This is a genomic window from Idiomarina sp. OXR-189, from assembly GCF_034373425.1.
GTDB lineage: Bacteria > Pseudomonadota > Gammaproteobacteria > Enterobacterales > Alteromonadaceae > Idiomarina > Idiomarina zobellii.
The window spans coordinates 2,391,909-2,412,745 of the sequence record NZ_CP139706.1 but is presented as its reverse complement, the minus strand read 5'-3'; the positions used below and the strand labels follow the sequence as shown (position 1 = coordinate 2,412,745).

Sequence of the window (20,837 nt, the reverse complement as noted above, 5' to 3'; positions counted from 1 at the left end):
GCCATTGAGAAATGCAGGGTTAGCAGTTCATATCTGGAATGGCGTCGCCGCGTTGGTCGGCAATGCGTTGCATAATCCATTCGTCGACTTCTGAGTCTATCCAAGCGACATTTTTGCCAAGGATTTTGACCGGCTTAGGAAATGTGCCTTCGTTAATCATTTTGTAGATTGATGTAGTGCCCAAGCCTATGCGCTCTTTAACTTCTTTTAAGCGTAAGAATCTCATTGTTATTTCCTCTGATTGGTTTGTCTCAGAGGATTCACAGGGGCTGTAACGAATAACCATGAAAAACGAAACCACTGGATTTCAGGCCTATATTACGCACGTGCATTCAAGAATCGAAAACATGGAGACACAAAATGCACGAGCAAAATGCTGAGTATGTAACGAATGGGCCGATGACTGAGAACGATGTGCTGAACAAAGCGTCTGAGATCCTCGAGACGAAGTTTTTGAAGGGGGACGGCTTTACCAGCCCATCTGCTGCAAAAGACTTCCTGAGATATAAGCTGGCGCATCAAAAGCGTGAAGTGTTTGCTGTCATGCTGATGGACTCACAGCATCGCCTGATTGAATACAAGGAGTTGTTCTTTGGGACGATTAACGCGGCTCCTGTATATCCCCGTGAGGTGATGAAGGAAGTGCTTCAGCAAAACGCTGCAGCCATCATCCTGGCGCACAATCATCCATCGGGTGTGACAGAACCATCGGAGGCTGACAAGCGTGTGACGACGCGTATCAAGGACGCGCTCAATCACATAGACGTCCCCGTGCTTGACCACATCGTAGTAGGCCAAGACACGGTTTCGTTTGCTGAAAGGGGATTATTGTAGTTGCACTGTCACTAAGCACGTAGAAGAGGTTGTCCCTGGGCCTTTTCTACGTTGCTTGGTGCCTTATGCTGGCGCTTTATTTTTTGCATTACTGCTGTAAAACGACTGACGCTTACCCTGGTACTTGGTCGTGCCTTCTTTGCATAGGTAGCTGAAATGCAGGAATGCGTCTCTGTGTACTGGGTCGTCAGTACTGAGTGGTCCTTGCAATACCCTAAACACGGGCGTCGATGTGTGAAGGAGCGCTACGGGCGAGTCAGCTGATAACCCATGCGTCTTGAGCCATGCTTGTCGGATAATCTGACCCAGCTTAGTAGGGTCTTCATGGCTTAAGTTACCGACCGGATACAGCGTGTCTTTGTTGGTGAATAGTACGACGTGGTAGTGCTCTAATTCGCACTCCTCAGTCTGTTCAACCTTAGCAAGGTATTCGACGTCCGTTAGATAAACACGTTTGCTACGGCGGTTTAGGGACTTTTGATAGCTTGCAATGCCTGCCTTAACTCGCTCTATAAACTCCGTAATCGGATTACGCTGCAGGTAAGGGTTCGTATGAGCCGGTAGATGCAAGTCAAACTTTACTGCCAGTACTCGCTTATGGTTCTGGAGCACTCTATCCATGACCGTATGTAAGCGGTCTAGAAACGGCAGGATGTATGGTGCATTAGCAGTGTGTAAATCAAAGCCCGCATATTCAGCATCGTAATGTAGCGTGTGATTATGGTTATTGGTGTTACGTTTTCTCATTTCAGACCTCTTGATCGTTATTGATTCATAAGAGATCTGATCCTGTAATCTTTAACCATGAGTCAGGCGGTAAGCTTAGCGGCTTACCTGTCACTGGCTAAGCATTGGTTACTAGACGTACCAATGAATGATGCACTGATTGATAATAGTGAAGGGTGTATATATTACTATTACCAACAGGTGCTTAATAAGCGATTCACGTTCATTTGGTTACTATTGCAATGAGAAACACTTGGCCTGTCATAAGTAAAAATTCTGATAATTTAGAATACTGATTAGAGAATCGGTCGTTTGAGTCTGAAATTGCCGTTTTCGGGAAGTGGGATCACAAACAGTGTATGCTCTCTGTGGTAAGAATAATCCGCTGGTAGAAGGCATGTAGCTGCTCGTCTTTGCTGATTGTTTAGCGAGCTAACGATATCAACGTCTTGAATAGGATTTGCACGAGCCATCGCAGCTGCAATACTGAAACAAAAAGTGGTCCAATCAAATATCGGGTTATCAAAATTATCTGCTTTATGCCAGACCATCTCGGGTATAAGTTGAGAGTGCTTTAAAACAAAACGCACTTCCTTCATTATGCTACGCAATTTGATGACATCCTGATGGGCTGGGTTTGACACATCCAATTTGAGCTCTTTCAAATGCTCATATCCTATATTTGCATACGGCTTTTCAGTGACCTTTTTAGGCTTCAAACTCTCAATGAAACGCAGTGCATTACTCACTGAAAATGGCTCTTTTCCTTCACTAAGGGAAAGTCTTTTAATCAATGACTTTGTAATCGCATAAAGCTCTTTGTTAGCTAGAGGATAAATATGCGTTGGTTCCGATAATCCATGTGTGATTGACAAGTTAAGTGAGCATGCGGACTCGACGATTCTGTCATCAAAAAATGAATCAAATTTCAGAGATACGGAAGGCAAGATTCTCTCTAATTGAAATTTTAGTTGATACGGTTTAACACAGCTCGCTTCGAACAAATGGTAGCTGAAAACAGGGAAGCTCGGGCAGCTAATTAGAGCTGGATGAGCAATGTTTATTTGATACGATGATGCCGAAAAACCAAGTCTTGATGAGTGGGGATGTTGATGCTGATAAACTCTAATAACTAGTTTATGCTTTACTAATTGATCAATATATCGTCGCACTTGGCTCCGACTCAAACCGCTTATCTTACCTAACCTGCTATAGCCAGCTTCAACAACGAACGCATTGTCCGTGTGGCTAAACATACTGCAAAACAGGTGAATCATTTTATATTTATCCGTTGACGATAAGCTACTGAAAAAGTCGTGAGCTTCCTCCGCAACCTCTCTACTAGTGCGAGAGTTATAATGGCGTTTGAGCATGTCGGTTGTTGCGGTGACATTTAATTGACCGTCGAATGCAGCTCCCCATAACTCATTATACAACTGATCTTCAAAAGGCCACTTTGAAGCTTCTGTACTCACAAGTTTATCGTGCGTACTAGTTGATATCTGTAAACTCCTTTTGCCTCTGATACCCGACGACAAGAATTCTTTCGTCAGAATACCCTGACTGATTAACTTAGTGATTCCTTTTTCAATGAGCCACTTTGGCAAAAACAAACGACTTTCAAGCTCCTTCGCTGAAAGGCACGTGGCTTCAAATCCAATGGCGCTAATGAAGCGGGAAATTACGATCGACGAGTGACAACCTAGTTTTGACGAATCAATATTTAGTGATGTGCTATGCATAAAAAGCCTAATTAGTGAGCCAGCTATAATAGCACAGTAATTACGCTGCATTAAAGTTAATTTATTTTGTAAGCTTGACGTCAATGATTGATGGCATCCATTTATTCATGTAATGTCGGTGGAAATAAATTTTTTACACTGATATTTCGTAATTTGACTATGCAAAGGAAAGAAAACCGAGGGCGAAAGAAGGAGAGCTTTGAAAAATGGCTCAACCGCCCTAGCGATAATGGGAATACTCACAAAGATGAAATTGTGCGAGCACATTGTATTCAGCAACTGCCGAAATCAGTGCGAGAAGCAGCGAGTCAACTCACCACGCTAGAATTATACAAGCGAGCTTTAAATTCGGTTCCGATGGGAGAGGCTAAGTTTCTTGATGAGTTAAAAGTTAAGTTTCGACATTCAAGGCCTAAAAAGCAAAGGATGTTCGGGGAGCTATGTAGCGTCAATTACCTTGGCCGGTTTTCCGGCAATTATCCTGGCCGGTTGATACCGATTTTTAACTACCGTTGCTCATTGCCATTTTGCGACGGTAACTTTCACCTTCACAATGAAGGATTGTCGCATGATGCACCAGCCGATCGATGGCGGCGATGGTCATCGTTGAGTCATCGAACAGTTCATCCCATTGCTCGAACGACTTATTTGATGTGATGATCATGCTGTGTCTTTCGTATCGATGTGCGATTAGCTCGAACAGCACACTGGTTTCCTGCTCGGTTTTGCGAACGTAACCTACGTCGTCCACGATAAGCAGGTTGTACTTATCCAGTTTCAGTAACTCATCCTGCAACCGAAGGTGCTGTTTCGCTTGTTGTAGCTGTTGCACGATGGCTGACGCCGCGATGAACTTAACCTTATAGCCCTGCTCGATAAGCCCGTAACCGATGCCACTGGCGATATGGGTTTTACCCAGTCCGCTGGCTCCGAACAGTAAGACGTTAGAGCCCAGTTTCAACCACCCGGGTTGGTTAACCAGATCGATGATCTGGTGTTTCGAGATACCGTCGACCAGATTAAAGTCGAAGTTGCCAAGGTTTTTTCCAGCCGGTAACTTTGCGTCTTTTAGCAGCCGCTGTAAGCGTTTGTCTTCACGGTTTGCCAGCTCGATATGGCAGAGCTCCGATAAGTATTGCTGGGGGCTCCACTGCTCTTTAACGGCTTTATTGCCCAGCGCATCCCACTCCTTAACCATGGTGGCCAGCTTAAGCCGCTTGAGCATGAGTGATAATGAGGCCGTTGTGTTATCCATGCAGACCTCCCGGTATCATACTGGCATACGAGCTTAGACTGTGTTGCTTGATGGTAAGTGATGGTGCTTTCGGCTCGATAACTAAAAAGCGCTCTTCGCATTCCCGGATGGCCGGTAATTGTCGCTGGGTAATTGACGCAGCAATAAATCGGCCTAATTGACGCTCACAGCCGCTTTGTTTGGCTAAATGAAGCAGTTTTACCATGTAATAGCTGGCTTTATCGGCCGTTAGCGTGTCGTCGACATACTCCCAGATGGTCTTGTAATTGTCGTCCGGTAATAGGTCATCGCGCAACTGTGAGTGGCGGAACGCACGCGGTTTCTTAGCCAGTGCATCAATAACATGCCGGTAATTGACGCTGCGGGCGCGACCACCTTTGTCGGCATAGACTCGCTCAAGCTCCATCACGAAGTCGGTGCCGTAAAATAGCGCTAACCGGTCATCATAAAGCCGTACCAGCAATCGGCTGTCAATAAGCCGTGATGGCACCGTGTAGGTGACGCGCTTGAGGCAAATCGTGCTTGTCCGCGACACCGTGACATAATGCTCGGTGTAATTGACGCTCATTGCCGTGGGCAGCGGCTGTAATTGCCGCTGCTCGAGTTGGTATTTGTCGCTGACGCGGCGATTACGCCGTGCTACCACACTGGCGACAAAGGCTTCATACGCATCACGGCTGTCGAAGTCATAACTGCCGCGGATTTTTAGTGCTTGCTCGACTTGGGACTTGGTGTGTCCGTGCGGACTTTCGATAGCACCGTTCTCATGCGCAACACCCGGATTATTGCGTGTTGCTTTAAAACCGTAATGCTTCACAAGGTCGTTGAAGCGCTCGGTTAAGTCATCAGCCGATGAGTGATTCTTATAAGCGGCACTCAGGCTGTCGGTACGGACTTCCCGAGGCACACCACCGGCAGCATGTAGCGCATTTTGTAATCCATCAGAGAAAGCCGCAAAGCTTTCACCACCGTAGATGACCTGCACGAACGCCCAGCCGCTGGCCGGCATCCGGTAATGAAACAGCATGTGCTTTAATGGCTCACCGGCAATGGTGACCGGCGATTTCACATGAGTAAAGTCGGTAATACCGAGCGCACCATATTCATGCGTTTGTATAAACACAACGTCTTTAGCAGGCCCGTGTAACGACCGCCATTTACGGATGCGGCGCTCAAGTGTACGACGCGAGCCGGGACTGAATTTATCAGTGTGATATTCGCAAAGGTGATCAAAAACGCCCACCGGCGTAATGTCATTATCCTGCTTGAGTATGGGAACAACAACGCTATCCCATACCGCTTCAAGCGGATCTTTGCGGGTGCGCCACTGGCGCTTACCGTCGTTCGTTTGTTGATTGGCTTTATCAAGGCGCCGGGCTGATCGCTCTGAAATGCCTGCCTTAGCAGCAGCGACAACTTGGCTATTTCGTGTTCTGTGTTTCATATAGATCATGACCTGTTGATCCGTGATTCGTGTTCCCGGCACAGTGAACTCCCTCCGTTCTGCTGTGCCGAACCTTATCAGATCAACCGGCCAAGATAATTGCCGCTAGACCGGCCACCGTAATTGTCGCTCAATAGGGAGCTTGTTAATTACATACCAACTCAAGTGAAGATTCCCAAATCCGTGGTTAAAGCTATGGACCAGTACATCAGTAGAAAAGAAAACATCAATAACCGTTCGGAGCTATTTGTTAAAGCATTCCAAAATTTGCAGAAGTTGGATAAGGATCTTAAGTTTTATTACAAAGAATGGGAAGCAGACGTTGAGCGTAATTTTAAGACTAGGGTAGAGAAAGAAATTGACAAGAAAGAACGAAAAATCAGTAAGTTAATGGACGATAATGAAAGTTTGAAGTCTGAGCTAGCTAGTCATAAGAAGGTCATACAGCGTTGTGAATCCCTGATGCTTGTAGAGTTAGAAGGCTTGTATTCGAGGTTAGATAGTTACGAGGAATTGTTTGACCGTCACAGTATAGATTATGCCGAGCTTAGAAAGCCTGGATCAAAGCTGTCAAGGCGCGCTCACGCTGAAATGAAGCACCTTAAAAGTAGAATACGAGAGCTTCGAATCGAAGGTAAGAAGGCTGAGCCCGAAGAGGTCAGTAGCTCGGGACTTGTTGACCGAGCTGATTCATCAAAGACAAGGCTTAAACCTAGAAAATCACAAACGATACCTAAAGATTTGAGGGAAGCGATGCGAGATACAGATAAGGCTGAGCCCGACTGTAACCCTCAAGCAAAAGGAGAAGGTGTTATGACCAACTCTGAGACTCAAGGTAAGACGGATAAGTAATTAAGGCCATTTGCATCGAGGTAAGTATCGACAGTTAATTGGATAGCATAGGTGGTTTAATTGGTGGGTTAACTTAAAAAACAAAAAATTTCATCTTTTTAAATCTATGATAAATAACCGATATTTATTGTTATTCAACATTAAGATCCAGAACATAGAATAACCCCGGCGTAGCCTGCGGTTCTACCGCAGGTGCGATCTTATAACTCAGTAAACCGCATCAATCGGGTAATATTTAACGCATCATCAATACCTCGGTGATGCGTGCCTTCAAAAGACAAACCATGATAGTTAAGAGCATTGGCTAAGCCAGCGCTACGACTATTCACTTTGCCCTGTCGCCACTGTTGTTTGATGTTAATGTGCGGCAGCGAGAAAAACTTTGGGACTAGGCTATGACGTCTTTGCTCTGCGCTAATCTGGTTTTTGTCGTAATTACCCCATGAGCCCCAGGCCTCTAACTTATAGTCCTTTAACCATAGGTCTATTTGAGGGACGACACTTTGGTAAACAGCAGCCGCGTCAACATCACTTTGCGTGATACTTGTCAGCTGTGTACAAAACTCACTGAGGTTAGGGTGCAATTGCGGACGCACCATGAATGAACGACAGTCTATTACAGTGCCATTGTCTTCCGCGACAGCACAGCCGAATTCGATAATTTCCATATCGTCGACTGTTTGCTTTCGGTTTAAACCTTCAACATTGCCGTCCCAGCAAGTGGCTTCAAGGTCGACTATTAGAATAACCATTTTTGAACTCACAATATCTGGATTCTTTTCTCATGGCCTGTAAACGACTTTTCTTGTAGTTATTAAGATATATAAATAATAGTGAATTTTATATTTGGAAAGGAATTTATGTATAGGAAATGCAGTTTTTTATACATAATGGGCAGAATATAAGTGGTGCGTCCCGCTTGTTTTTCTTTGCAATGCACAACATAGTTTGGTCGACGAGAAAACTCCTTATGCGAAAAAATGACAAAAAAATCGAACGAGAAATCATCCGCAAGCTGACCCGGGTGTGTGAAGAGGCCAAATTTGACCATCCAGGCTTTATTTGGCTGACGCACGACGTGAATTACCAACGCTTTCCGCAGAGTTTAAAGGTAACTCTGGTATTCAATGAGCAAGTCGATGAAGCGGTTATGCTGTCTGAGTTTGGCCAATTAATTCCGATCGTTCAGGCTGCGCTGGAACCCGTTATTGGTGGTATGCTGCCAGCTAAACAAATTGAAGCTCGCCGTGAGCATACCCTGCAATGATGGGTTAAGGACTGATCATGTGTTACCTACGTTACTTCTTTGTGTTTTTCTGCTTTATTTTATCTGCGCCTAGTTTTGCAGAATCGAACCGATTCGAACAAGTTGAGCAGTTTGTCGCTGCGTTTAATGACCACAATGCTGAGCGAATGGCGCAATATGTGACTGAAGATGTGCAGTGGCTATCGGTAAATGGTGACAAGATCACGGTTGAAACCCGTGGTAAAGAAAGCTTGGTTAAGGCGATGAGCGGTTACTTTACGTCTTGTCCATCGTGCCAAAGCCGATTAGAAGACTTTACTGTGCTAGGCAGTCGCATCAGCGTTGTGGAAGAGGCCAGCTGGCGCCGGAACGGCGAGCTCCGTTCGCAGAAAAGCCTGGCCGTTTATGAGTTTTCCAATAACTTAATTCACCGCGTTTATTATTTCCCTGCTGAATAGGTCTATTGACCTTAGTAACTGACCTCACCACCGCGCATCAATTGACATCCTGTGCTGCAACCGTTATCAAGTTAAGCACAACAACAGGAGAACACACACATGTTTGAATATAAGAAAATTGCGCTGGTGGTATCGCTGGTGCTGATGACAACTGCATGCTCAGATGCTGCAAAAGACAACACAACAAATAAAGCTGCAGAAACGCAAACGGCGAGCGCTGAAAACACCAACCAACAGTCAGAGCAAACCGAGTCAGAAAAGGCTAACCAGCTGTTTGAAGACATTTTCATGGGAAATGTCATGCGCAGCCCAATGTATCAGTCTTATCTGGGTATTAAAGACGACCAGGATAAGTGGGATGACATTTCTGACGAGCAAGCCAAAGAAGACTTGGCGTTAACCAAAAAACATTTAGAGCAAGTTAAAGCCATTGACGAATCAAAGCTTAATGAGCAAACCAAAATTAGCTGGATGCTCATGAAGCAGAGTCTGGAAAACGACATAGCTGACTTTAAGTGGCGCCATCACAACTACCCGGTTAACCAAATGTTTGGTATGCACTCGCAAGTTGCTTCATTGCTGATCAACCAACATGGTATTGGGAGTGTCGACGATGCCGAAGATTATATTGCGCGGTTAAATGGCTTGCCGGGATTATTTGATCAGCTTGCAGAAAACCTGGAGCTACGTGCCGAAAAAGGCATTATCGCCCCTAAATTTGTTTACCCTTACGTCATCAGCGACAGCAAAAACATCATTACCGGCGCGCCATTTGACGATAGTGAGCCAAGTGCACTGTGGGAAGACTTTACCAGCAAAGTTGAGCAGCTAGAGCTTGAAGAAAGCCAGCGTGAAGAGCTGTTAGCGGCGGCCGAGAAGGCTATGCTTGAGTCAGTTAAACCGGCTTACCAAGACTTAATTACTGCCGTCGAGGGCATTGCTGAGCAAGCCACGACCAAAGACGGCGCCTGGAAGTTCCCGGACGGTGAAGCGTTCTATAATAACGCGTTACAACGCACCACGACGACTGACTTAACGGCAGAAGAAATCCACGAAATAGGCTTAAGCGAAATGGAGCGTATTCATGAAGAAATGCGCGCCATTATGGAAGAAGTTGGTTTTGAAGGCTCGCTGCAAGAGTTCTTTGTCCACATGCGCAACAGTGACAAGTTTATCTATCCAAACACGGAAGAAGGTCGCCAGCGTTATCTGGATGAAGCAACAGCCTACATCGATAACATGCGTGAGCGTCTGGATGAATTGTTCATCAATAAGCCAAAAGCGGGTCTTATCGTGAAGGCGGTTGAACCGTTCCGCGAAAAGTCTGCGGGTAAGGCGTTTTACCAACAACCTTCAATGGACGGCTCACGTCCAGGCACTTACTATGCCAACTTGTACGATATGGAGGCTATGCCAACGTATCAAATGGAAGCGCTGGCTTACCACGAAGGTATTCCTGGTCACCATATGCAAATTGCTATTCAGCAAGAGCTGGAAGGTATTCCTAAGTTCCGCCGCTTCGGTCGCTACACCGCCTACAGCGAGGGTTGGGGACTGTATACCGAAAAGCTGCCGAAAGAAATTGGCTTATATAAAGACCCATATTCAGACTTTGGCCGCCTAGCAATGGAGTTATGGCGTGCGGTGCGTTTGGTCGTGGATACCGGTATTCACGACAAGAAGTGGACGCGCGAAGAGGGTATCGATTTCTACGTGACCAATACCCCAAATGCCAAATCTGATGCAGTGAAGATGGTCGAGCGTCATATTGTTATGCCAGGTCAGGCAACGGCTTACAAAATTGGTATGAACAAAATTCTGGAACTGCGTGAAAAAGCGAAGTCAGAACTTGGTGATAAGTTTGATATTCGCGAGTTCCATGACGTAGTGCTTGGCAGTGGTCCAGTACCACTTAACATACTTGAGCAGTTCGTTAATGATTATATTAGCGAGAAAAAGAGCGCATAGTCGCAAACGTTAAGCTCATTTTAAGCAGGCACCATCGATATGCGGTGGTGCCTTTTTTCGTTAGGAAGTCACTATGACCACAATCACAATTTGGGTGGATGCCGATGCCTGTCCTACGGTTATAAAGGATATTTTGTATCGTGCGGCAGAACGCAAACAACTGCCGTTGGTATTAGTAGCGAATCAGCCACTGCGGGTGCCTCCGTCTAAATTTATACGGACGATGCAAGTGTCAGCTGGATTTGACGTTGCAGATGATGCCATTGCCGAACAATGCCAGCCGGGTGATTTAGTTATTACAGCTGATATACCATTGGCAGCGGATGTTATTAAAAAGGGTGGACAGGCACTGAGCCCACGGGGTGAGCTTTTTACAAAAAGTAATATCGGCTCGCGGCTCAATATGCGTGATTTTATGGATACTATGCGTAGCAGCGGTGAACATACCGGCGGTCCACCACCCTTGCACCAGCGCGATCGTATGGCTTTTGCGAACGAGCTGGATAAAATTCTGGCGCGTGTTTAAGCAGCTTTAGCTGCGGGAAAGCGTTTTAATTAAATGCCAGCCAAACGCGGTTTTTACCGGGCCGTGTACTTCCAGCGTGGGCTTGCCAAACACGACCTTGTCGAAAGCCGGAACCATTTCTCCGCGGCGAAACTCACCCAGGTCGCCGCCCTTTTTACCCGAAGGGCAAAGTGAATGTTTGCGCGCTAAGTCTGCGAACTTGGCACCGCCAGCCAGTTTCTTCTTCAAGTCTTCTGCTTCTTCTTTGGTTTTCACTAATATGTGTACTGCGTGCGCTCGTGCCATGTCGGACTCCTCTGTTTATTAACTGTATTTTACCTAAATTTGCATCATGAGCCGAATAGAATCATTATTTGGCTCAAAGTGTAAGCGGAATAGCGAGGCTGTAGTAAACCAGAATGACTGACATTATCGACTTTTCAGTATTTTATGAGCGTGCCTGCGAACGCAAGGGCGGAGAAGCAGCAATGCGCGCCATGTTACCCGAGGTGGTAAGCGATACAGAACTAGCAAAAATTACTGATGACAGAGTCCTCTCGTTAATGACCCATTGTATCTTTCGGGCAGGTTTCGTCTGGCAAATTATTGACCGCAAGTGGCCACAGTTCGAAGAAGCCTTCAGTGGTTTTGTACCGCTTTACTGGCAGCAAGTGCCACCGGAGCGACTAGAAGAGCTGGCGCAAGACGAGCGTATTGTGCGTAATTTTCAAAAAATAATAACCGTACCTGTTAACGCCCGAATGATTGTAGAGGTTTCTGAAGAGCACGGGAGTTTTGGCAAGTTTTTGGCGAGCTGGCCGCATGATGATCAAGTTGGGTTATTGATGTTCTTAAAGAAGAATGGTGCGCGCTTAGGCGGTAACACGGGTCAGTATTTATTACGCATGTTGGGCTGGGACGGCTTTGTTTGCGCAAGTGATGTGCTCACTGCGCTACGGAACTACAATTTATTAGATGCCTCACCGACAAGTCAAAAGGGTCTTAAGCAAATACAAGCAGCTATTAACCATTGGCACGAGGAAACAGGACTGCCGCGCAGCCATATTTCCCGGATATTGTCATACAGCGTTGGTTAACGCGTACCAAAAATTTTGTCGCCGGCATCACCCAAACCAGGGATAATATAGCCGTTTTCGTTGAGCTTCTCGTCTAACGCTGCGGTGAATATACGCACGTCAGGGTGTTTCGCTAAAACAGCTTCTACGCCCTCGGGTGCTGCGACTAACACGAGTACGCGAATGTCTTTACAGCCTTTGGCTTTCAGCATGTCCAATGTTGCTATCATACTGCCACCGGTTGCCAGCATCGGGTCAATAACGAGCGAAATACGCTGGTCGAGACTGCCAACAAACTTATCAAAATAACTGACGGGCTCTAAGGTTTCTTCGTTGCGATATAGTCCGACCACACTGACTTTGGCGTTGGGTATTAAGTCGAGAACGCCGTCCAACATGCCAATACCCGCTCTTAAAATAGGCACGACAGTCACTTTTTTGCCTTTTAACTGTTCGACTTCTATGGCTTCACCGCTCCAACCGTCAATAGTGGTCATTTCTAAGGCAAAGTCACTGGTTGCTTCATAGGTCAGTAGGCTGCCAACTTCGTTGGAAAGCTCGCGAAAACTTTTGGTTGATATACCCGACTTACGCATTAAGCCGAGTTTATGCTGCACCAGAGGGTGCTTGATGACTTCTAATCCCATGGTTTGTGTTCCTATCGTTTAATTCGAGCTGATTTTACCAAACTTTCGCATTGCCCAAAGCCCTAAAACAGGGCCGGGTAATAGCAGCCAGGCGACCCACTCGTTTAATACTGGCCAGCTCCAGCTAGCTAACCAGATGGCTGGAATAGTCAGGGCGAATCCAACCGAGTTCATTACCGCTAAGGCACTGCCAACTTTGTAAGCTGGCGCCTCTTGAGCGGCTAAAGCTGAAAACTGAGGTGAGTCGGCGATAACCGAAACACCCCAAAGCGTCAGAGTAAAAAGAGCAACCCAAGCCGGTAGTTCAATAATGAATGGGTATAACAAACACATTGTGCCGGAAGTGATAAGAGCGAATCTGGCAACCGACATGCCACCATGCTTTTTGCTAAGCCAACCACCGCAGATACAACCAAGAGCGCCTACCCCAATTAACGAGAATGATAACCAGGGAATGGAAGACAAAGACCAGCCAAGCTCAGATACCGGTGCTAATAGCAGCAGAGGTATCAGCATCCAGAAGGCGTAGAGCTCCCAGCAGTGGCCAAAGTAGCCACCGGCAACCGCGCGGAAGCGTGGCTGTTTAAGCGCCGATAATCCCTGATTTAACGCCGCTGGTTTAGCTGTTGCCGGCAAATGTGGCCCACTACCCAGAAGCCCTACGGCTATACCGCCTAAAATGGCTAACACAGAGGCAGCAAACAAAGGTATGTGCCAATCTAAACCAAGAGTGAAGCCTCTCATTAAGTGCGGTAGAGCGGTGCCCAGGGTCAGCATTGCCAGTAACCAGGAAAGAGCCGCGCCGGCGTATTTAGGCACCCAGGAAATAATCAGTTTCATGCCCATCGGGTAAATGCCGGCCAAACACAAGCCGGTTAGCAAGCGGAGAAACCACGCGAGTGAGAAATGGTCGACGGCAGTAATGAAGAGCGCATTAATTAACGCGCCGAACAAACTAGAAAGGCAGAAAATAGCGCTGGCTTTGTAGCGATCAGCCAAACCGGTAAGCGCTAAAAACAGGGTGCCGACAATGAAGCCTAACTGAACGGCTAGAGTTAATGCCCCTAAGTCGGCTTCTGAAAGACCCTGCGCTGACGACAGGCTTAACCAAACACCATTAACGCTGAACCATAACGAGGTGCCTAGCAGCTGAGCTAAAATGATAACCGGTAAAGCAATGCGCGAGCGGACATCCGATGTCATTCATCAACCTCGTGTTAATATGAATAGCCTGGTAATTTACGTCGCAATAGTAACGACAAAGGAGTGACTATCATGAAACTGACGGTTGAAATTAGCAAGTATCCACTGGCAGATGACTATATTGGCCCAATCAAAGGCTTTATTGATGAGCTGAATAAAACCGATGATGTAAAAATTATCACCAATACATTGAGTACTCAGATATTTGGCGACTACGACAAGGTGATGGAAGCCTTGCAGCGCTGTATTAAATGGTCATTTGAGCGTTACGGAAAAGTCGTCTTTGTTTGTAAGTTTTTACACGGCGACCTGAGTCCGGAAGACTAAAAAAGCCAACGCGGAACCTGAGCTTTGTAGTTTTGATACTCTTTGCTATAAAGCTCATTTAGGGCGTGCTCTTCTTTAATGGCTTGAGCATGCACCATGGCCACGCCGACCAATAAGCACACTAAGGTAAACAGGCTGGGTAGCGCCAGGAATAAACCCAGTTGGCCAAGCATAATGGCTAAGAACATAGGGTTACGCGAGCGCGCAAACGGGCCTTGCGTTAACAGTGCTCGGGAGTTGTCGCTGTCGATACCTGAACGCCAGTCCTGGCGCATATAGGCGTGGCTGTAACTGACAAACCCAAGTGATACCAACATTGTGAGCATGCCAATAGACAGCACCCAGGGTGTGTAAAGAGGTTCTATAATGCCGAGCCAGGTATCAATAGGGTAAAAGACACGGGCAATACAAATAAGCAAAATTGCACCGCGGAAGAGGTTAAAAACCTGACGTATCCACCATGTCGCACTGCCTTTTTCACCATATTGAATGTGGCTTTGTGAGGTACGGCTATTAAGCCCAATGGCAGTACTGGCGTAATGAACCGCAATAAACAAAAAGTACACGGCTAAAAAGTGGCGGCTAATCAGGTCAATATCGAACAAAAAGATCTCCAAGCTTCGGTACACGCAATCATCTCCCATTCTACGGTTCTTTAAAGAGATTGAAAGAGTCGGGTGAAATATCGTTTTTTGTGCTATTGCTTAACTGTGCTCTTGGTAAAGGAAAAATTATGCGCGTTATAACCTATGGTGCTCTGCTATTAATTGCCCAGGCGTTGGTTGGCTGTGCCTCGCCAACCTCCTCCATTCTTATTGGTGATGCCCGACCGGAAATTCCGGTAGAACAAGTAAAAGTCTACTTAGAGGCGCCTGACAGCTACGAGGAAATAGCCCTTATAGAAGCAAGCAGTGATGCCTCCTGGAGCTTTGGTGAACAAGCGAAAATGGAAGCCGTGCTGAAGCGACTGAAGCAGGAAGCGGCTAAAGTGGGCGCTAATGGTGTGTTGTTACAAAAAACCGGAGACAAGCAAGGCGAGTCAGTTTATGTCGGAGCTGGCTCTGGTGGCTATTCAGGTAATGTTGGCTTCGGGGTCAGTGTCGGCAAAGCTTTTGGTTTGACGGATAAAACCGGAGAAGGCATCGCCATTTATGTAAAACCAGATAATGGCGATGCGGCACCAGAGAACGGCTCGTCAGAAATTAAGGAACCTCTTAAGGAACTTTAGTCGCGTTCCAGTTAACCGCTTGCCAGCGGCCATCGCGGTGAATTAAAACTCCGGTATTATAGAAGTACTTAGTGACTTTACCTTCTTCTTCAGCGGTTAACGTGAAGTTGAATACAACGGTGTCACCAAACTGTTTTACCTCGATGTCTTCAGCGCCATACCAGACTTTAACGTTGTCTGGGTCTTTGGCTTTAGCGTCTTTCATACCCGACATAAGTTGCTCTTTACCAAAACGCTCCCCGCTGGAACTGGTATAGGTCAGCTCCTCTGCCCAGAAACGGTCATGCGCTTTGGGTGCGCCAATGCTAGCGCCGTATAAAAACGCTTCTACTGCTTTAGTTGTTGCTTCTTCAACGCTTTCTTGTGCGGTGCACGCCGCACTGAACAAAACGGCGATGGTAAATAATAAGTAACGCATTGTCGTTATTCCTTTCGGTTGTTTTTCGGTATGCTGTAAGCATATGGCAAGCAATGAAGCACGGCAAACAGGTTTACAAATGCTTATCAAACAAACGGAACTGCAACTGGCGCCTCATCCACGGGGCTTTCACCTTATTACCGACGAGATTGAACGAGCTTTGGTTGAGCTTGGGCAGGTATCAACCGGGTTACTACATGTGTTTATTCGGCATACATCGGCGTCGCTGACTGTTAATGAAAATGCTGACTCGACGGTTCGTCAGGACTTTGAAAGCCACTTTAATGAAATGGTGCCGGAAAACGCTCCTTACTACCGGCATACGTTTGAAGGGCCTGACGACATGCCAGCTCACTTAAAATCGAGCATTCTGGGGAGTAGTTTAACTCTGCCTGTAACCAATGGGCGTTTAAACCTGGGAACCTGGCAAGGCATTTACCTGTGTGAACACCGAGACCACGGCGGATCTCGAACGCTAATTTTAACTCTGCAAGGCGAATAACAATGACAGAAAAAGAATTGCACCGACGCCGCCTTATTTCTGCTAAGCAGTCTGAAGAGTCTATTGCGAAGATTGAAGGGCAAGGCTCTTACAAATTAGCGTTTGCTGACAATGAGTTTTTGCTGAGTGATGACTTACGAGCCGTGCGCCTTCAACTGGAGTATTTAAAGCCACAGCTGACTCTGGAAAAGCACAATGTTGATGCCACTATTGTAGTGTTTGGCAGTGCAAGGTTTTTGCCGCCCGAGCAGGCACAGCATGATGTTGGTGTCGCCGAGCAGGCGCTGGAGAAAGACCCTGAAAACGATACCCTTAAAGGACACCTTAAGCGGGCAAAAAGGGCTCTGAAAAACAGTGCTTATTATCAGCAGGCAATGGACTTTGCGCGTATTGCGACAGAACACAACCTCTGCCACGACGATGAAAACCTAATGATTGTCAGTGGTGGAGGTCCCGGCGTCATGGAAGCGGCAAACCGCGGAGCGATGGAAGCCGGAGGTGACAGCATTGGCTTGAATATTGTGTTGCCTCACGAGCAACGGCCAAACCCTTATATAACCCCCGAATATTGCTTCCAATTTCATTATTTTGCTATTCGTAAAATGCATTTTTTGCAACGAGCCCGTGCCCTGGTCGCTTTCCCCGGTGGATTTGGTACATTGGATGAACTGTTTGAGACGTTAACATTGGTGCAAACGAAAAAGTCCGAACCTGTACCTATTGTGCTCGTTGGAAAAGAGTTTTGGCAGCGGCTAATTGACTTTGATTTACTCGTTGAAGAAGGCACTATCTCCGAGCATGACCTAGAGTTATTTGAAATTGTCGATAGTGCCGAAGAAGCCTGGCAGGCCATTTGCCATTGTTATGACTTAAAAAACGGCGGCGAGCCAGTTGCCTAGTTCGCCGCTTTGAGTGCTCTTGGATGAAGTGGTCACGATTAAACCATGGGCTTTGTGCCTTTACCGCTGTGGCCCGAACGTTGCCATAAACTGGTAATACGTGCAGAGCGAACAATAAGCCAAGTCAGACCAAATAAGCCAATGGCTAAGCCCAGCGCTAACCACCGGTTATAGGTGGTCGCAGAATAAACACCGCCGTTTCCAACCGGCACTGCTTCTGGTGGCATTAACGGCAAACCGTGACGCTCAGCCATAGTTTTAATGCCAATGAAGTGAATGCCCGGAATATCTTCTTGTAAGAAGTAACCCATAACAGTCTCTACGGCAAAGGCGCGTGCAGGGGCATCTGTTTGCAAGCCCGAGCTGAACATATCATCAATGCCCGGAGGGCCTACCACGGTAGCACCACCGCCGACGTTAATGTAAGCAGTGTAATTGCGCTCAGCTGAGTATTCACGGAAAATCGCAATGCGATCAGCAACCGCCTCCTGATAGTTTGCCGGGTCAATAAACTTAACATCAGCACGGTCAATTGAACGGCGAATGGATTGAATGCCTTCCTCAGGAATGCCAATGCCCCTATCTTCAATGCCGCCAATAGACGCATAATCGGCATGAAGTGAAATAACGCCAGCTTCACGAAGCTTGCGTTCCATATCCAGCCATAAAAAGTTGGGCACATTTGCTCCCCACTGCGATGACGAGGCAGACGCAACAATAACGGCATTAGCTTCCATTGCCTCAAGCGCGGAATATACCGCTAAGTTCAGTGCCGGAAAAGAGCCCGAAACAGTCACTGCAACCAGGTCGCCTTTTTTAACACCGGCTTCCGCTAACAGCTTTACTGCAACGGCAGCCCAGTTTGGGTTGACTGTGGTCTGCTTAGATTCGCGGCCACCGTGGTTGGTTGTCACAATACTGTTTTCTAAACCGACCAAGCCAGACCTTTGTGGGTCAAACTCCGGGTTAATAGGTGCTAATTGAGCTCTTAGTGGCTGTAGCACATTCATGCCTTCACGCATGATTTTAGCAGCGTTCACCATGGTCGCGTAGTTGTCTTCAACGACTGGATCGCGTTGTTTCATTTTTTCTGCCGCGACAACCACGATAATTGCGACGACAATTAAGAAAATAAGTCCCCAGGTTGGTACACCTGAAGAGCGCCAATAAATTTTAGTAAAACTACTCATTATAGGGTTCTCCTGTTACCAACCGGGCATTTGAAAGGCTTTGCTGGCTTCGTACATTTGCAATGACTCGGGCATAATGACAATGAGTGCTAAACGCACTAAAACAGCGGTAACTGCCAGTCCGCATAGTGTTTGCAAAACGCCTTGCCGTTCAAACCAAATAGCAATAAGCCCCGGAATAATGTAACCGATAATGCTACTTTCCATGACCGACATCATCACGGTTGATTCGAGCGCTCCAACTTGTGCTTGTGCATTGTCACCGCCGGCAATCATTTGTAAGTCGGCCCAGTTGACTAAGTTGCCAATGAACAGGTCGAACAGACCAGCAATTAAATAGCCGGTTAAAATCATGATGATGGTTTGGCGGCGTCCATAAATAATGGCAAAGCTTGCTATGACTTTAACAATCAAGTAAGTAATCAGCGCAGCAAGTAAAGTTATAGCAAGGCTGAGGGGGTCCGTCAGCTGTAAAGCGACATAGCCCGGAACAACCAAACCACCTGCTGCGAGCCCTAACGTATGGGTCAGTAGTAACGTAAAAAATAAGCCAACGCCAATGGCAACGGCCAATATGTTAAGCGCTATCATAAATCTTCCTCTTTAACGGCACGGTTTTGGAAGAAGCGAGCGACTTCTTCGCCGCCGCCGTGAATATTACACATACCTACAACCAGTGCGTTGCCTGCAGATTCTTCTAAAATAGTTTCGGTAATATCGGTAGTTTCGCCGCCTTCTAGCACCAGTAGTTTTTCTGGGTCGAGGCCGTATTTGACTGCATTACGAACAAAGACAAAACAACCTGAGCCCATTAATATGACTTTGTCTGCGGCAGTCCATTTGCCTGCTTCTTCGGCCATTTGCTGTGAGCGGTGAGGTCGGTCAGCCCGGCAATTAATGAGCATGATCTTCTTGCGGCCTTCGCCGAACTTCTCAATCATGTTTTCCCAAATTTTACCGGTCGACTCAGGGTCGTTAGCGGCAAAGCCGTTAACGAACACAATTTCGCGTTTGAAGTAGTTAATGTGCAGAACCTGCATGGCGCCGGCTTCCGGTTCGAGTTCGGTCATGCCTTTTAAGGCTTTATCGCGGTCAACGCCCAGGTGTTCGCAAATTTTTAAGGCCAAAGCGACGTTTTCTTTATGCTCGGCATAGCGAAACTGACTCATGGTGTCATCAGAAATCGCTTCGACTTCTTCTAATGTGACACCGTGTAACTCTGACTTTCTGTCTTTGCAGGAATGCTCGAAAGTCGGCAATAAGTCACGTTCTGCGGTAAATAAATTACCTTTCACCGGAGTGCTTCCCGCCAGCGCTAAGGCGACGTCTTCTTCTCCAGGACCCATGACATCTAAGTGGTCGGGACGGGCGTTGGTAATGACACCCACATTAGAGCGCACCATGCGTAGCTCACTTAAAGACTGGTACTGTGGTTGTAATGCCATACACTCCATCACGACAATCTCAGGCTTTAATCTTGCCATGCGTTTAAGTGTTCGCATTTGCTCTATAATGTTTGCGCCACTGATGCGGTAAATTGGGAACTCGCGACCGTCAGGGTCGGTGACTGCGGCGGCGGAGCCCGTTGTTTTCGCACAAACACGTTTACCGCCGGCACGAAGCCCTGCGGCAATGAGTCTAGTGACACTGGTTTTCCCGCGCGTACCATTGACATGAACACGAACCGGAATGCGGCTCACCAGCCAACGGTGTTTTAGCGCTTCTAAGCCGCCTGCCAGAACAAGTGCTACCCAAAGTCCTGCAACAATGGCGAGCAAAACAGGTATTTCCATAATCGCTCCCCTTAACATACATAAATGTATGTATTCTTTTTAGCGAACCTTTATGAAAAAAACCAATGAATTTAGGGATCTTTACACTTTAGTTCGCAAGAAGAAGCGGATGACCGTATGGCGAATTGGGATTATGCTTTTTTAACGAATTCGGACTTTAATTTCATGGGACCAATGCCGTCTATTTTGCAGTCGATGTCATGATCACCCTCTACCAGGCGAATATTTTTTACTTTCGTGCCGACCTTAACGACGGAAGAAGATCCTTTTATTTTCAAGTCTTTAATCACAGTGACGGTATCGCCGTCTTCAAGCGGTGTGCCGTTAGAGTCACGGTACTGGGGGGTATTTTCAGTGTCTATTGGTTCATCTTCAGACCACTCATGGCCGCATTCAGGGCAAACCAGTAAGTTACCGTCGTGATAAGTGAAGGTTGACTGGCATTCAGGGCAGGCGGGGAAGTCGCTCATTAGAAATCCTTTTAAATTAAAAAGAGGCGCAATTATAGCCTGTTAGCGCCACGC

27 protein-coding genes are annotated in these 20,837 nt (G+C 46.8%); 12 read left to right on the top strand and 15 right to left on the bottom strand.

Annotated elements, in window-relative coordinates; all coding sequences use genetic code 11:
* Positions 1–19: 19 nt before the first annotated feature.
* Entirely contained in the window at positions 20–226 is a 207-nt protein-coding gene (locus UM402_RS11855) for a helix-turn-helix transcriptional regulator (protein ID WP_053953341.1), read from the bottom strand.
* 134 nt (positions 227–360) lie between these two features.
* Between UM402_RS11855 and radC the strand changes: the two genes are divergently transcribed.
* Positions 361–834 carry a RadC family protein gene (gene radC / locus UM402_RS11850; protein ID WP_322295322.1) on the top strand — a complete coding sequence of 158 codons (474 nt, stop codon included), beginning with the start codon at positions 361–363 and terminating at the stop codon, positions 832–834.
* A gap of 63 nt (positions 835–897) precedes the next feature.
* Here the strand turns inward: radC and UM402_RS11845 are convergent, their stop codons facing one another.
* Entirely contained in the window at positions 898–1,581 is a 684-nt protein-coding gene (locus UM402_RS11845) for a YagK/YfjJ domain-containing protein (RefSeq protein WP_322295321.1), read from the bottom strand.
* 57 nt (positions 1,582–1,638) lie between these two features.
* Here UM402_RS11845 and UM402_RS11840 point away from each other — a divergent pair, with 57 nt between their 5' ends.
* Positions 1,639–1,806, top strand: coding sequence for a hypothetical protein (locus UM402_RS11840; protein ID WP_322295320.1), 168 nt, complete (start codon positions 1,639–1,641; stop codon positions 1,804–1,806).
* Between the two features lie 50 nt (positions 1,807–1,856).
* Here UM402_RS11840 and UM402_RS11835 read toward each other — a convergent pair whose 3' ends face one another.
* From UM402_RS11835 to istA, 3 genes are all read right to left on the bottom strand, one after another.
* Entirely contained in the window at positions 1,857–3,302 is a 1,446-nt protein-coding gene (locus UM402_RS11835; protein WP_322295319.1) for a hypothetical protein, read from the bottom strand.
* 502 nt (positions 3,303–3,804) lie between these two features.
* Positions 3,805–4,527 (bottom strand): IS21-like element helper ATPase IstB, encoded by a 723-nt coding sequence (gene istB, locus UM402_RS11830; protein WP_416182886.1) that lies wholly within the window; start codon positions 4,525–4,527, stop codon positions 3,805–3,807.
* A gap of 22 nt (positions 4,528–4,549) precedes the next feature.
* Positions 4,550–6,043: an IS21 family transposase gene (gene istA / locus UM402_RS11825; protein WP_322295311.1), complete on the bottom strand. Its 1,494-nt coding sequence runs from the start codon at positions 6,041–6,043 to the stop codon at positions 4,550–4,552.
* A 153-nt stretch (positions 6,044–6,196) separates the two neighbouring features.
* On the opposite strand from istA, the gene UM402_RS11820 reads away from it, so the two are divergent.
* Positions 6,197–6,853, top strand: a complete 657-nt coding sequence (locus tag UM402_RS11820) for a hypothetical protein (RefSeq protein ID WP_322295318.1) — start codon at positions 6,197–6,199, stop codon at positions 6,851–6,853.
* Positions 6,854–7,053: 200 nt separating this feature from the next.
* On the opposite strand, the gene UM402_RS11815 is transcribed toward UM402_RS11820, so the two are convergent.
* Positions 7,054–7,605, bottom strand: a complete 552-nt coding sequence (locus UM402_RS11815) for a 3'-5' exonuclease (protein ID WP_058578498.1) — start codon at positions 7,603–7,605, stop codon at positions 7,054–7,056.
* Positions 7,606–7,823: 218 nt separating this feature from the next.
* Here UM402_RS11815 and UM402_RS11810 point away from each other — a divergent pair, with 218 nt between their 5' ends.
* From UM402_RS11810 to UM402_RS11795, 4 genes are all read left to right on the top strand, one after another.
* On the top strand, positions 7,824–8,120 hold the full coding sequence (locus tag UM402_RS11810; protein WP_058578497.1) for a hypothetical protein: 297 nt from the start codon (positions 7,824–7,826) through the stop codon (positions 8,118–8,120).
* Positions 8,121–8,137: 17 nt separating this feature from the next.
* Positions 8,138–8,557 carry a nuclear transport factor 2 family protein gene (locus UM402_RS11805; RefSeq protein WP_058578496.1) on the top strand — a complete coding sequence of 140 codons (420 nt, stop codon included), beginning with the start codon at positions 8,138–8,140 and terminating at the stop codon, positions 8,555–8,557.
* A gap of 99 nt (positions 8,558–8,656) precedes the next feature.
* The gene (locus UM402_RS11800; protein WP_058578495.1) at positions 8,657–10,525 is read left to right on the top strand and encodes a DUF885 domain-containing protein; all 1,869 of its coding nucleotides are present in this window, start codon (positions 8,657–8,659) and stop codon (positions 10,523–10,525) included.
* Positions 10,526–10,607: 82 nt separating this feature from the next.
* Positions 10,608–11,051: a YaiI/YqxD family protein gene (locus UM402_RS11795; protein ID WP_058578620.1), complete on the top strand. Its 444-nt coding sequence runs from the start codon at positions 10,608–10,610 to the stop codon at positions 11,049–11,051.
* Positions 11,052–11,057: 6 nt separating this feature from the next.
* Here the strand turns inward: UM402_RS11795 and UM402_RS11790 are convergent, their stop codons facing one another.
* A complete protein-coding gene (locus tag UM402_RS11790) occupies positions 11,058–11,336 on the bottom strand; it encodes a peptidylprolyl isomerase (RefSeq protein WP_053953327.1) in 279 nt (92 codons plus the stop codon).
* A 113-nt stretch (positions 11,337–11,449) separates the two neighbouring features.
* Here UM402_RS11790 and UM402_RS11785 point away from each other — a divergent pair, with 113 nt between their 5' ends.
* Positions 11,450–12,127 carry a DNA-3-methyladenine glycosylase I gene (locus UM402_RS11785; RefSeq protein ID WP_322295317.1) on the top strand — a complete coding sequence of 226 codons (678 nt, stop codon included), beginning with the start codon at positions 11,450–11,452 and terminating at the stop codon, positions 12,125–12,127.
* Here UM402_RS11785 and upp read toward each other — a convergent pair.
* Complete coding sequence (gene upp, locus UM402_RS11780) at positions 12,124–12,753, bottom strand: uracil phosphoribosyltransferase (RefSeq protein ID WP_058578494.1); 630 nt, start codon at positions 12,751–12,753, stop codon at positions 12,124–12,126. The two genes, UM402_RS11785 and upp, sit on opposite strands and share 4 nt — an antisense overlap.
* An 18-nt stretch (positions 12,754–12,771) precedes the next feature.
* Complete coding sequence (locus UM402_RS11775; protein ID WP_058578493.1) at positions 12,772–13,956, bottom strand: MFS transporter; 1,185 nt, start codon at positions 13,954–13,956, stop codon at positions 12,772–12,774.
* 72 nt (positions 13,957–14,028) lie between these two features.
* Here UM402_RS11775 and UM402_RS11770 point away from each other — a divergent pair, with 72 nt between their 5' ends.
* Positions 14,029–14,283, top strand: a complete 255-nt coding sequence (locus UM402_RS11770; protein WP_058578492.1) for a YkoF family thiamine/hydroxymethylpyrimidine-binding protein — start codon at positions 14,029–14,031, stop codon at positions 14,281–14,283.
* Here the strand turns inward: UM402_RS11770 and UM402_RS11765 are convergent.
* Entirely contained in the window at positions 14,280–14,927 is a 648-nt protein-coding gene (locus UM402_RS11765) for an isoprenylcysteine carboxylmethyltransferase family protein (RefSeq protein WP_322295316.1), read from the bottom strand. The genes UM402_RS11770 and UM402_RS11765 overlap by 4 nt on opposite strands.
* 89 nt (positions 14,928–15,016) lie before the next feature.
* On the opposite strand from UM402_RS11765, the gene UM402_RS11760 reads away from it, so the two are divergent.
* Entirely contained in the window at positions 15,017–15,511 is a 495-nt protein-coding gene (locus UM402_RS11760) for a hypothetical protein (protein WP_058578491.1), read from the top strand.
* On the opposite strand, the gene UM402_RS11755 is transcribed toward UM402_RS11760, so the two are convergent.
* On the bottom strand, positions 15,498–15,929 hold the full coding sequence (locus UM402_RS11755; RefSeq protein WP_058578490.1) for a nuclear transport factor 2 family protein: 432 nt from the start codon (positions 15,927–15,929) through the stop codon (positions 15,498–15,500). The genes UM402_RS11760 and UM402_RS11755 overlap by 14 nt on opposite strands.
* Before the next feature lie 79 nt (positions 15,930–16,008).
* Here UM402_RS11755 and UM402_RS11750 point away from each other — a divergent pair, with 79 nt between their 5' ends.
* Together UM402_RS11750 and UM402_RS11745 are read left to right on the top strand one after the other, a co-directional pair.
* The gene (locus tag UM402_RS11750) at positions 16,009–16,431 is read left to right on the top strand and encodes a secondary thiamine-phosphate synthase enzyme YjbQ (protein WP_058578617.1); all 423 of its coding nucleotides are present in this window, start codon (positions 16,009–16,011) and stop codon (positions 16,429–16,431) included.
* Between the two features lie 2 nt (positions 16,432–16,433).
* Positions 16,434–17,330, top strand: a complete 897-nt coding sequence (locus UM402_RS11745; RefSeq protein ID WP_058578489.1) for a TIGR00730 family Rossman fold protein — start codon at positions 16,434–16,436, stop codon at positions 17,328–17,330.
* A 38-nt stretch (positions 17,331–17,368) separates the two neighbouring features.
* Here the strand turns inward: UM402_RS11745 and pgsW are convergent, their stop codons facing one another.
* The 4 genes from pgsW to UM402_RS11725 form a co-directional block, all read right to left on the bottom strand.
* Positions 17,369–18,520, bottom strand: a complete 1,152-nt coding sequence (gene pgsW / locus UM402_RS11740) for a poly-gamma-glutamate system protein (RefSeq protein WP_058578488.1) — start codon at positions 18,518–18,520, stop codon at positions 17,369–17,371.
* Between the two features lie 15 nt (positions 18,521–18,535).
* A complete protein-coding gene (gene pgsC / locus UM402_RS11735) occupies positions 18,536–19,111 on the bottom strand; it encodes a poly-gamma-glutamate biosynthesis protein PgsC (RefSeq protein WP_058578487.1) in 576 nt (191 codons plus the stop codon).
* A complete protein-coding gene (pgsB, locus tag UM402_RS11730) occupies positions 19,108–20,313 on the bottom strand; it encodes a poly-gamma-glutamate synthase PgsB (RefSeq protein WP_058578486.1) in 1,206 nt (401 codons plus the stop codon). The genes pgsC and pgsB overlap by 4 nt, the downstream gene beginning before the upstream one ends.
* A gap of 131 nt (positions 20,314–20,444) precedes the next feature.
* Positions 20,445–20,783, bottom strand: coding sequence for a zinc ribbon domain-containing protein YjdM (locus tag UM402_RS11725; RefSeq protein ID WP_058578485.1), 339 nt, complete (start codon positions 20,781–20,783; stop codon positions 20,445–20,447).
* Positions 20,784–20,837 lie beyond the last annotated feature (54 nt).

What these genes read in the sequence shown, in the direction of transcription:
- UM402_RS11805 (WP_058578496.1), top strand. Translation starts at nt 8,138, where the DNA reads ATGTGTTACCTACGTTACTTCTTTGTGTTTTTCTGCTTTATTTTATCT.
- UM402_RS11835 (WP_322295319.1), bottom strand. Translation starts at nt 3,302, where the DNA reads ATGCATAGCACATCACTAAATATTGATTCGTCAAAACTAGGTTGTCAC.
- pgsC (WP_058578487.1), bottom strand. Translation starts at nt 19,111, where the DNA reads ATGATAGCGCTTAACATATTGGCCGTTGCCATTGGCGTTGGCTTATTT.
- UM402_RS11840 (WP_322295320.1), top strand. Translation starts at nt 1,639, where the DNA reads ATGAGTCAGGCGGTAAGCTTAGCGGCTTACCTGTCACTGGCTAAGCAT.
- UM402_RS11765 (WP_322295316.1), bottom strand. Translation starts at nt 14,927, where the DNA reads ATGGGAGATGATTGCGTGTACCGAAGCTTGGAGATCTTTTTGTTCGAT.
- pgsW (WP_058578488.1), bottom strand. Translation starts at nt 18,520, where the DNA reads ATGAGTAGTTTTACTAAAATTTATTGGCGCTCTTCAGGTGTACCAACC.
- UM402_RS11790 (WP_053953327.1), bottom strand. Translation starts at nt 11,336, where the DNA reads ATGGCACGAGCGCACGCAGTACACATATTAGTGAAAACCAAAGAAGAA.
- UM402_RS11775 (WP_058578493.1), bottom strand. Translation starts at nt 13,956, where the DNA reads ATGACATCGGATGTCCGCTCGCGCATTGCTTTACCGGTTATCATTTTA.
- UM402_RS11810 (WP_058578497.1), top strand. Translation starts at nt 7,824, where the DNA reads ATGCGAAAAAATGACAAAAAAATCGAACGAGAAATCATCCGCAAGCTG.
- UM402_RS11750 (WP_058578617.1), top strand. Translation starts at nt 16,009, where the DNA reads ATGCTTATCAAACAAACGGAACTGCAACTGGCGCCTCATCCACGGGGC.
- UM402_RS11855 (WP_053953341.1), bottom strand. Translation starts at nt 226, where the DNA reads ATGAGATTCTTACGCTTAAAAGAAGTTAAAGAGCGCATAGGCTTGGGC.
- istB (WP_416182886.1), bottom strand. Translation starts at nt 4,527, where the DNA reads ATGCTCAAGCGGCTTAAGCTGGCCACCATGGTTAAGGAGTGGGATGCG.
- radC (WP_322295322.1), top strand. Translation starts at nt 361, where the DNA reads ATGCACGAGCAAAATGCTGAGTATGTAACGAATGGGCCGATGACTGAG.
- UM402_RS11725 (WP_058578485.1), bottom strand. Translation starts at nt 20,783, where the DNA reads ATGAGCGACTTCCCCGCCTGCCCTGAATGCCAGTCAACCTTCACTTAT.
- UM402_RS11785 (WP_322295317.1), top strand. Translation starts at nt 11,450, where the DNA reads ATGACTGACATTATCGACTTTTCAGTATTTTATGAGCGTGCCTGCGAA.
- UM402_RS11845 (WP_322295321.1), bottom strand. Translation starts at nt 1,581, where the DNA reads ATGAGAAAACGTAACACCAATAACCATAATCACACGCTACATTACGAT.
- UM402_RS11770 (WP_058578492.1), top strand. Translation starts at nt 14,029, where the DNA reads ATGAAACTGACGGTTGAAATTAGCAAGTATCCACTGGCAGATGACTAT.
- upp (WP_058578494.1), bottom strand. Translation starts at nt 12,753, where the DNA reads ATGGGATTAGAAGTCATCAAGCACCCTCTGGTGCAGCATAAACTCGGC.
- pgsB (WP_058578486.1), bottom strand. Translation starts at nt 20,313, where the DNA reads ATGGAAATACCTGTTTTGCTCGCCATTGTTGCAGGACTTTGGGTAGCA.
- UM402_RS11760 (WP_058578491.1), top strand. Translation starts at nt 15,017, where the DNA reads ATGCGCGTTATAACCTATGGTGCTCTGCTATTAATTGCCCAGGCGTTG.
- UM402_RS11820 (WP_322295318.1), top strand. Translation starts at nt 6,197, where the DNA reads ATGGACCAGTACATCAGTAGAAAAGAAAACATCAATAACCGTTCGGAG.
- UM402_RS11815 (WP_058578498.1), bottom strand. Translation starts at nt 7,605, where the DNA reads ATGGTTATTCTAATAGTCGACCTTGAAGCCACTTGCTGGGACGGCAAT.
- UM402_RS11745 (WP_058578489.1), top strand. Translation starts at nt 16,434, where the DNA reads ATGACAGAAAAAGAATTGCACCGACGCCGCCTTATTTCTGCTAAGCAG.
- UM402_RS11800 (WP_058578495.1), top strand. Translation starts at nt 8,657, where the DNA reads ATGTTTGAATATAAGAAAATTGCGCTGGTGGTATCGCTGGTGCTGATG.
- UM402_RS11755 (WP_058578490.1), bottom strand. Translation starts at nt 15,929, where the DNA reads ATGCGTTACTTATTATTTACCATCGCCGTTTTGTTCAGTGCGGCGTGC.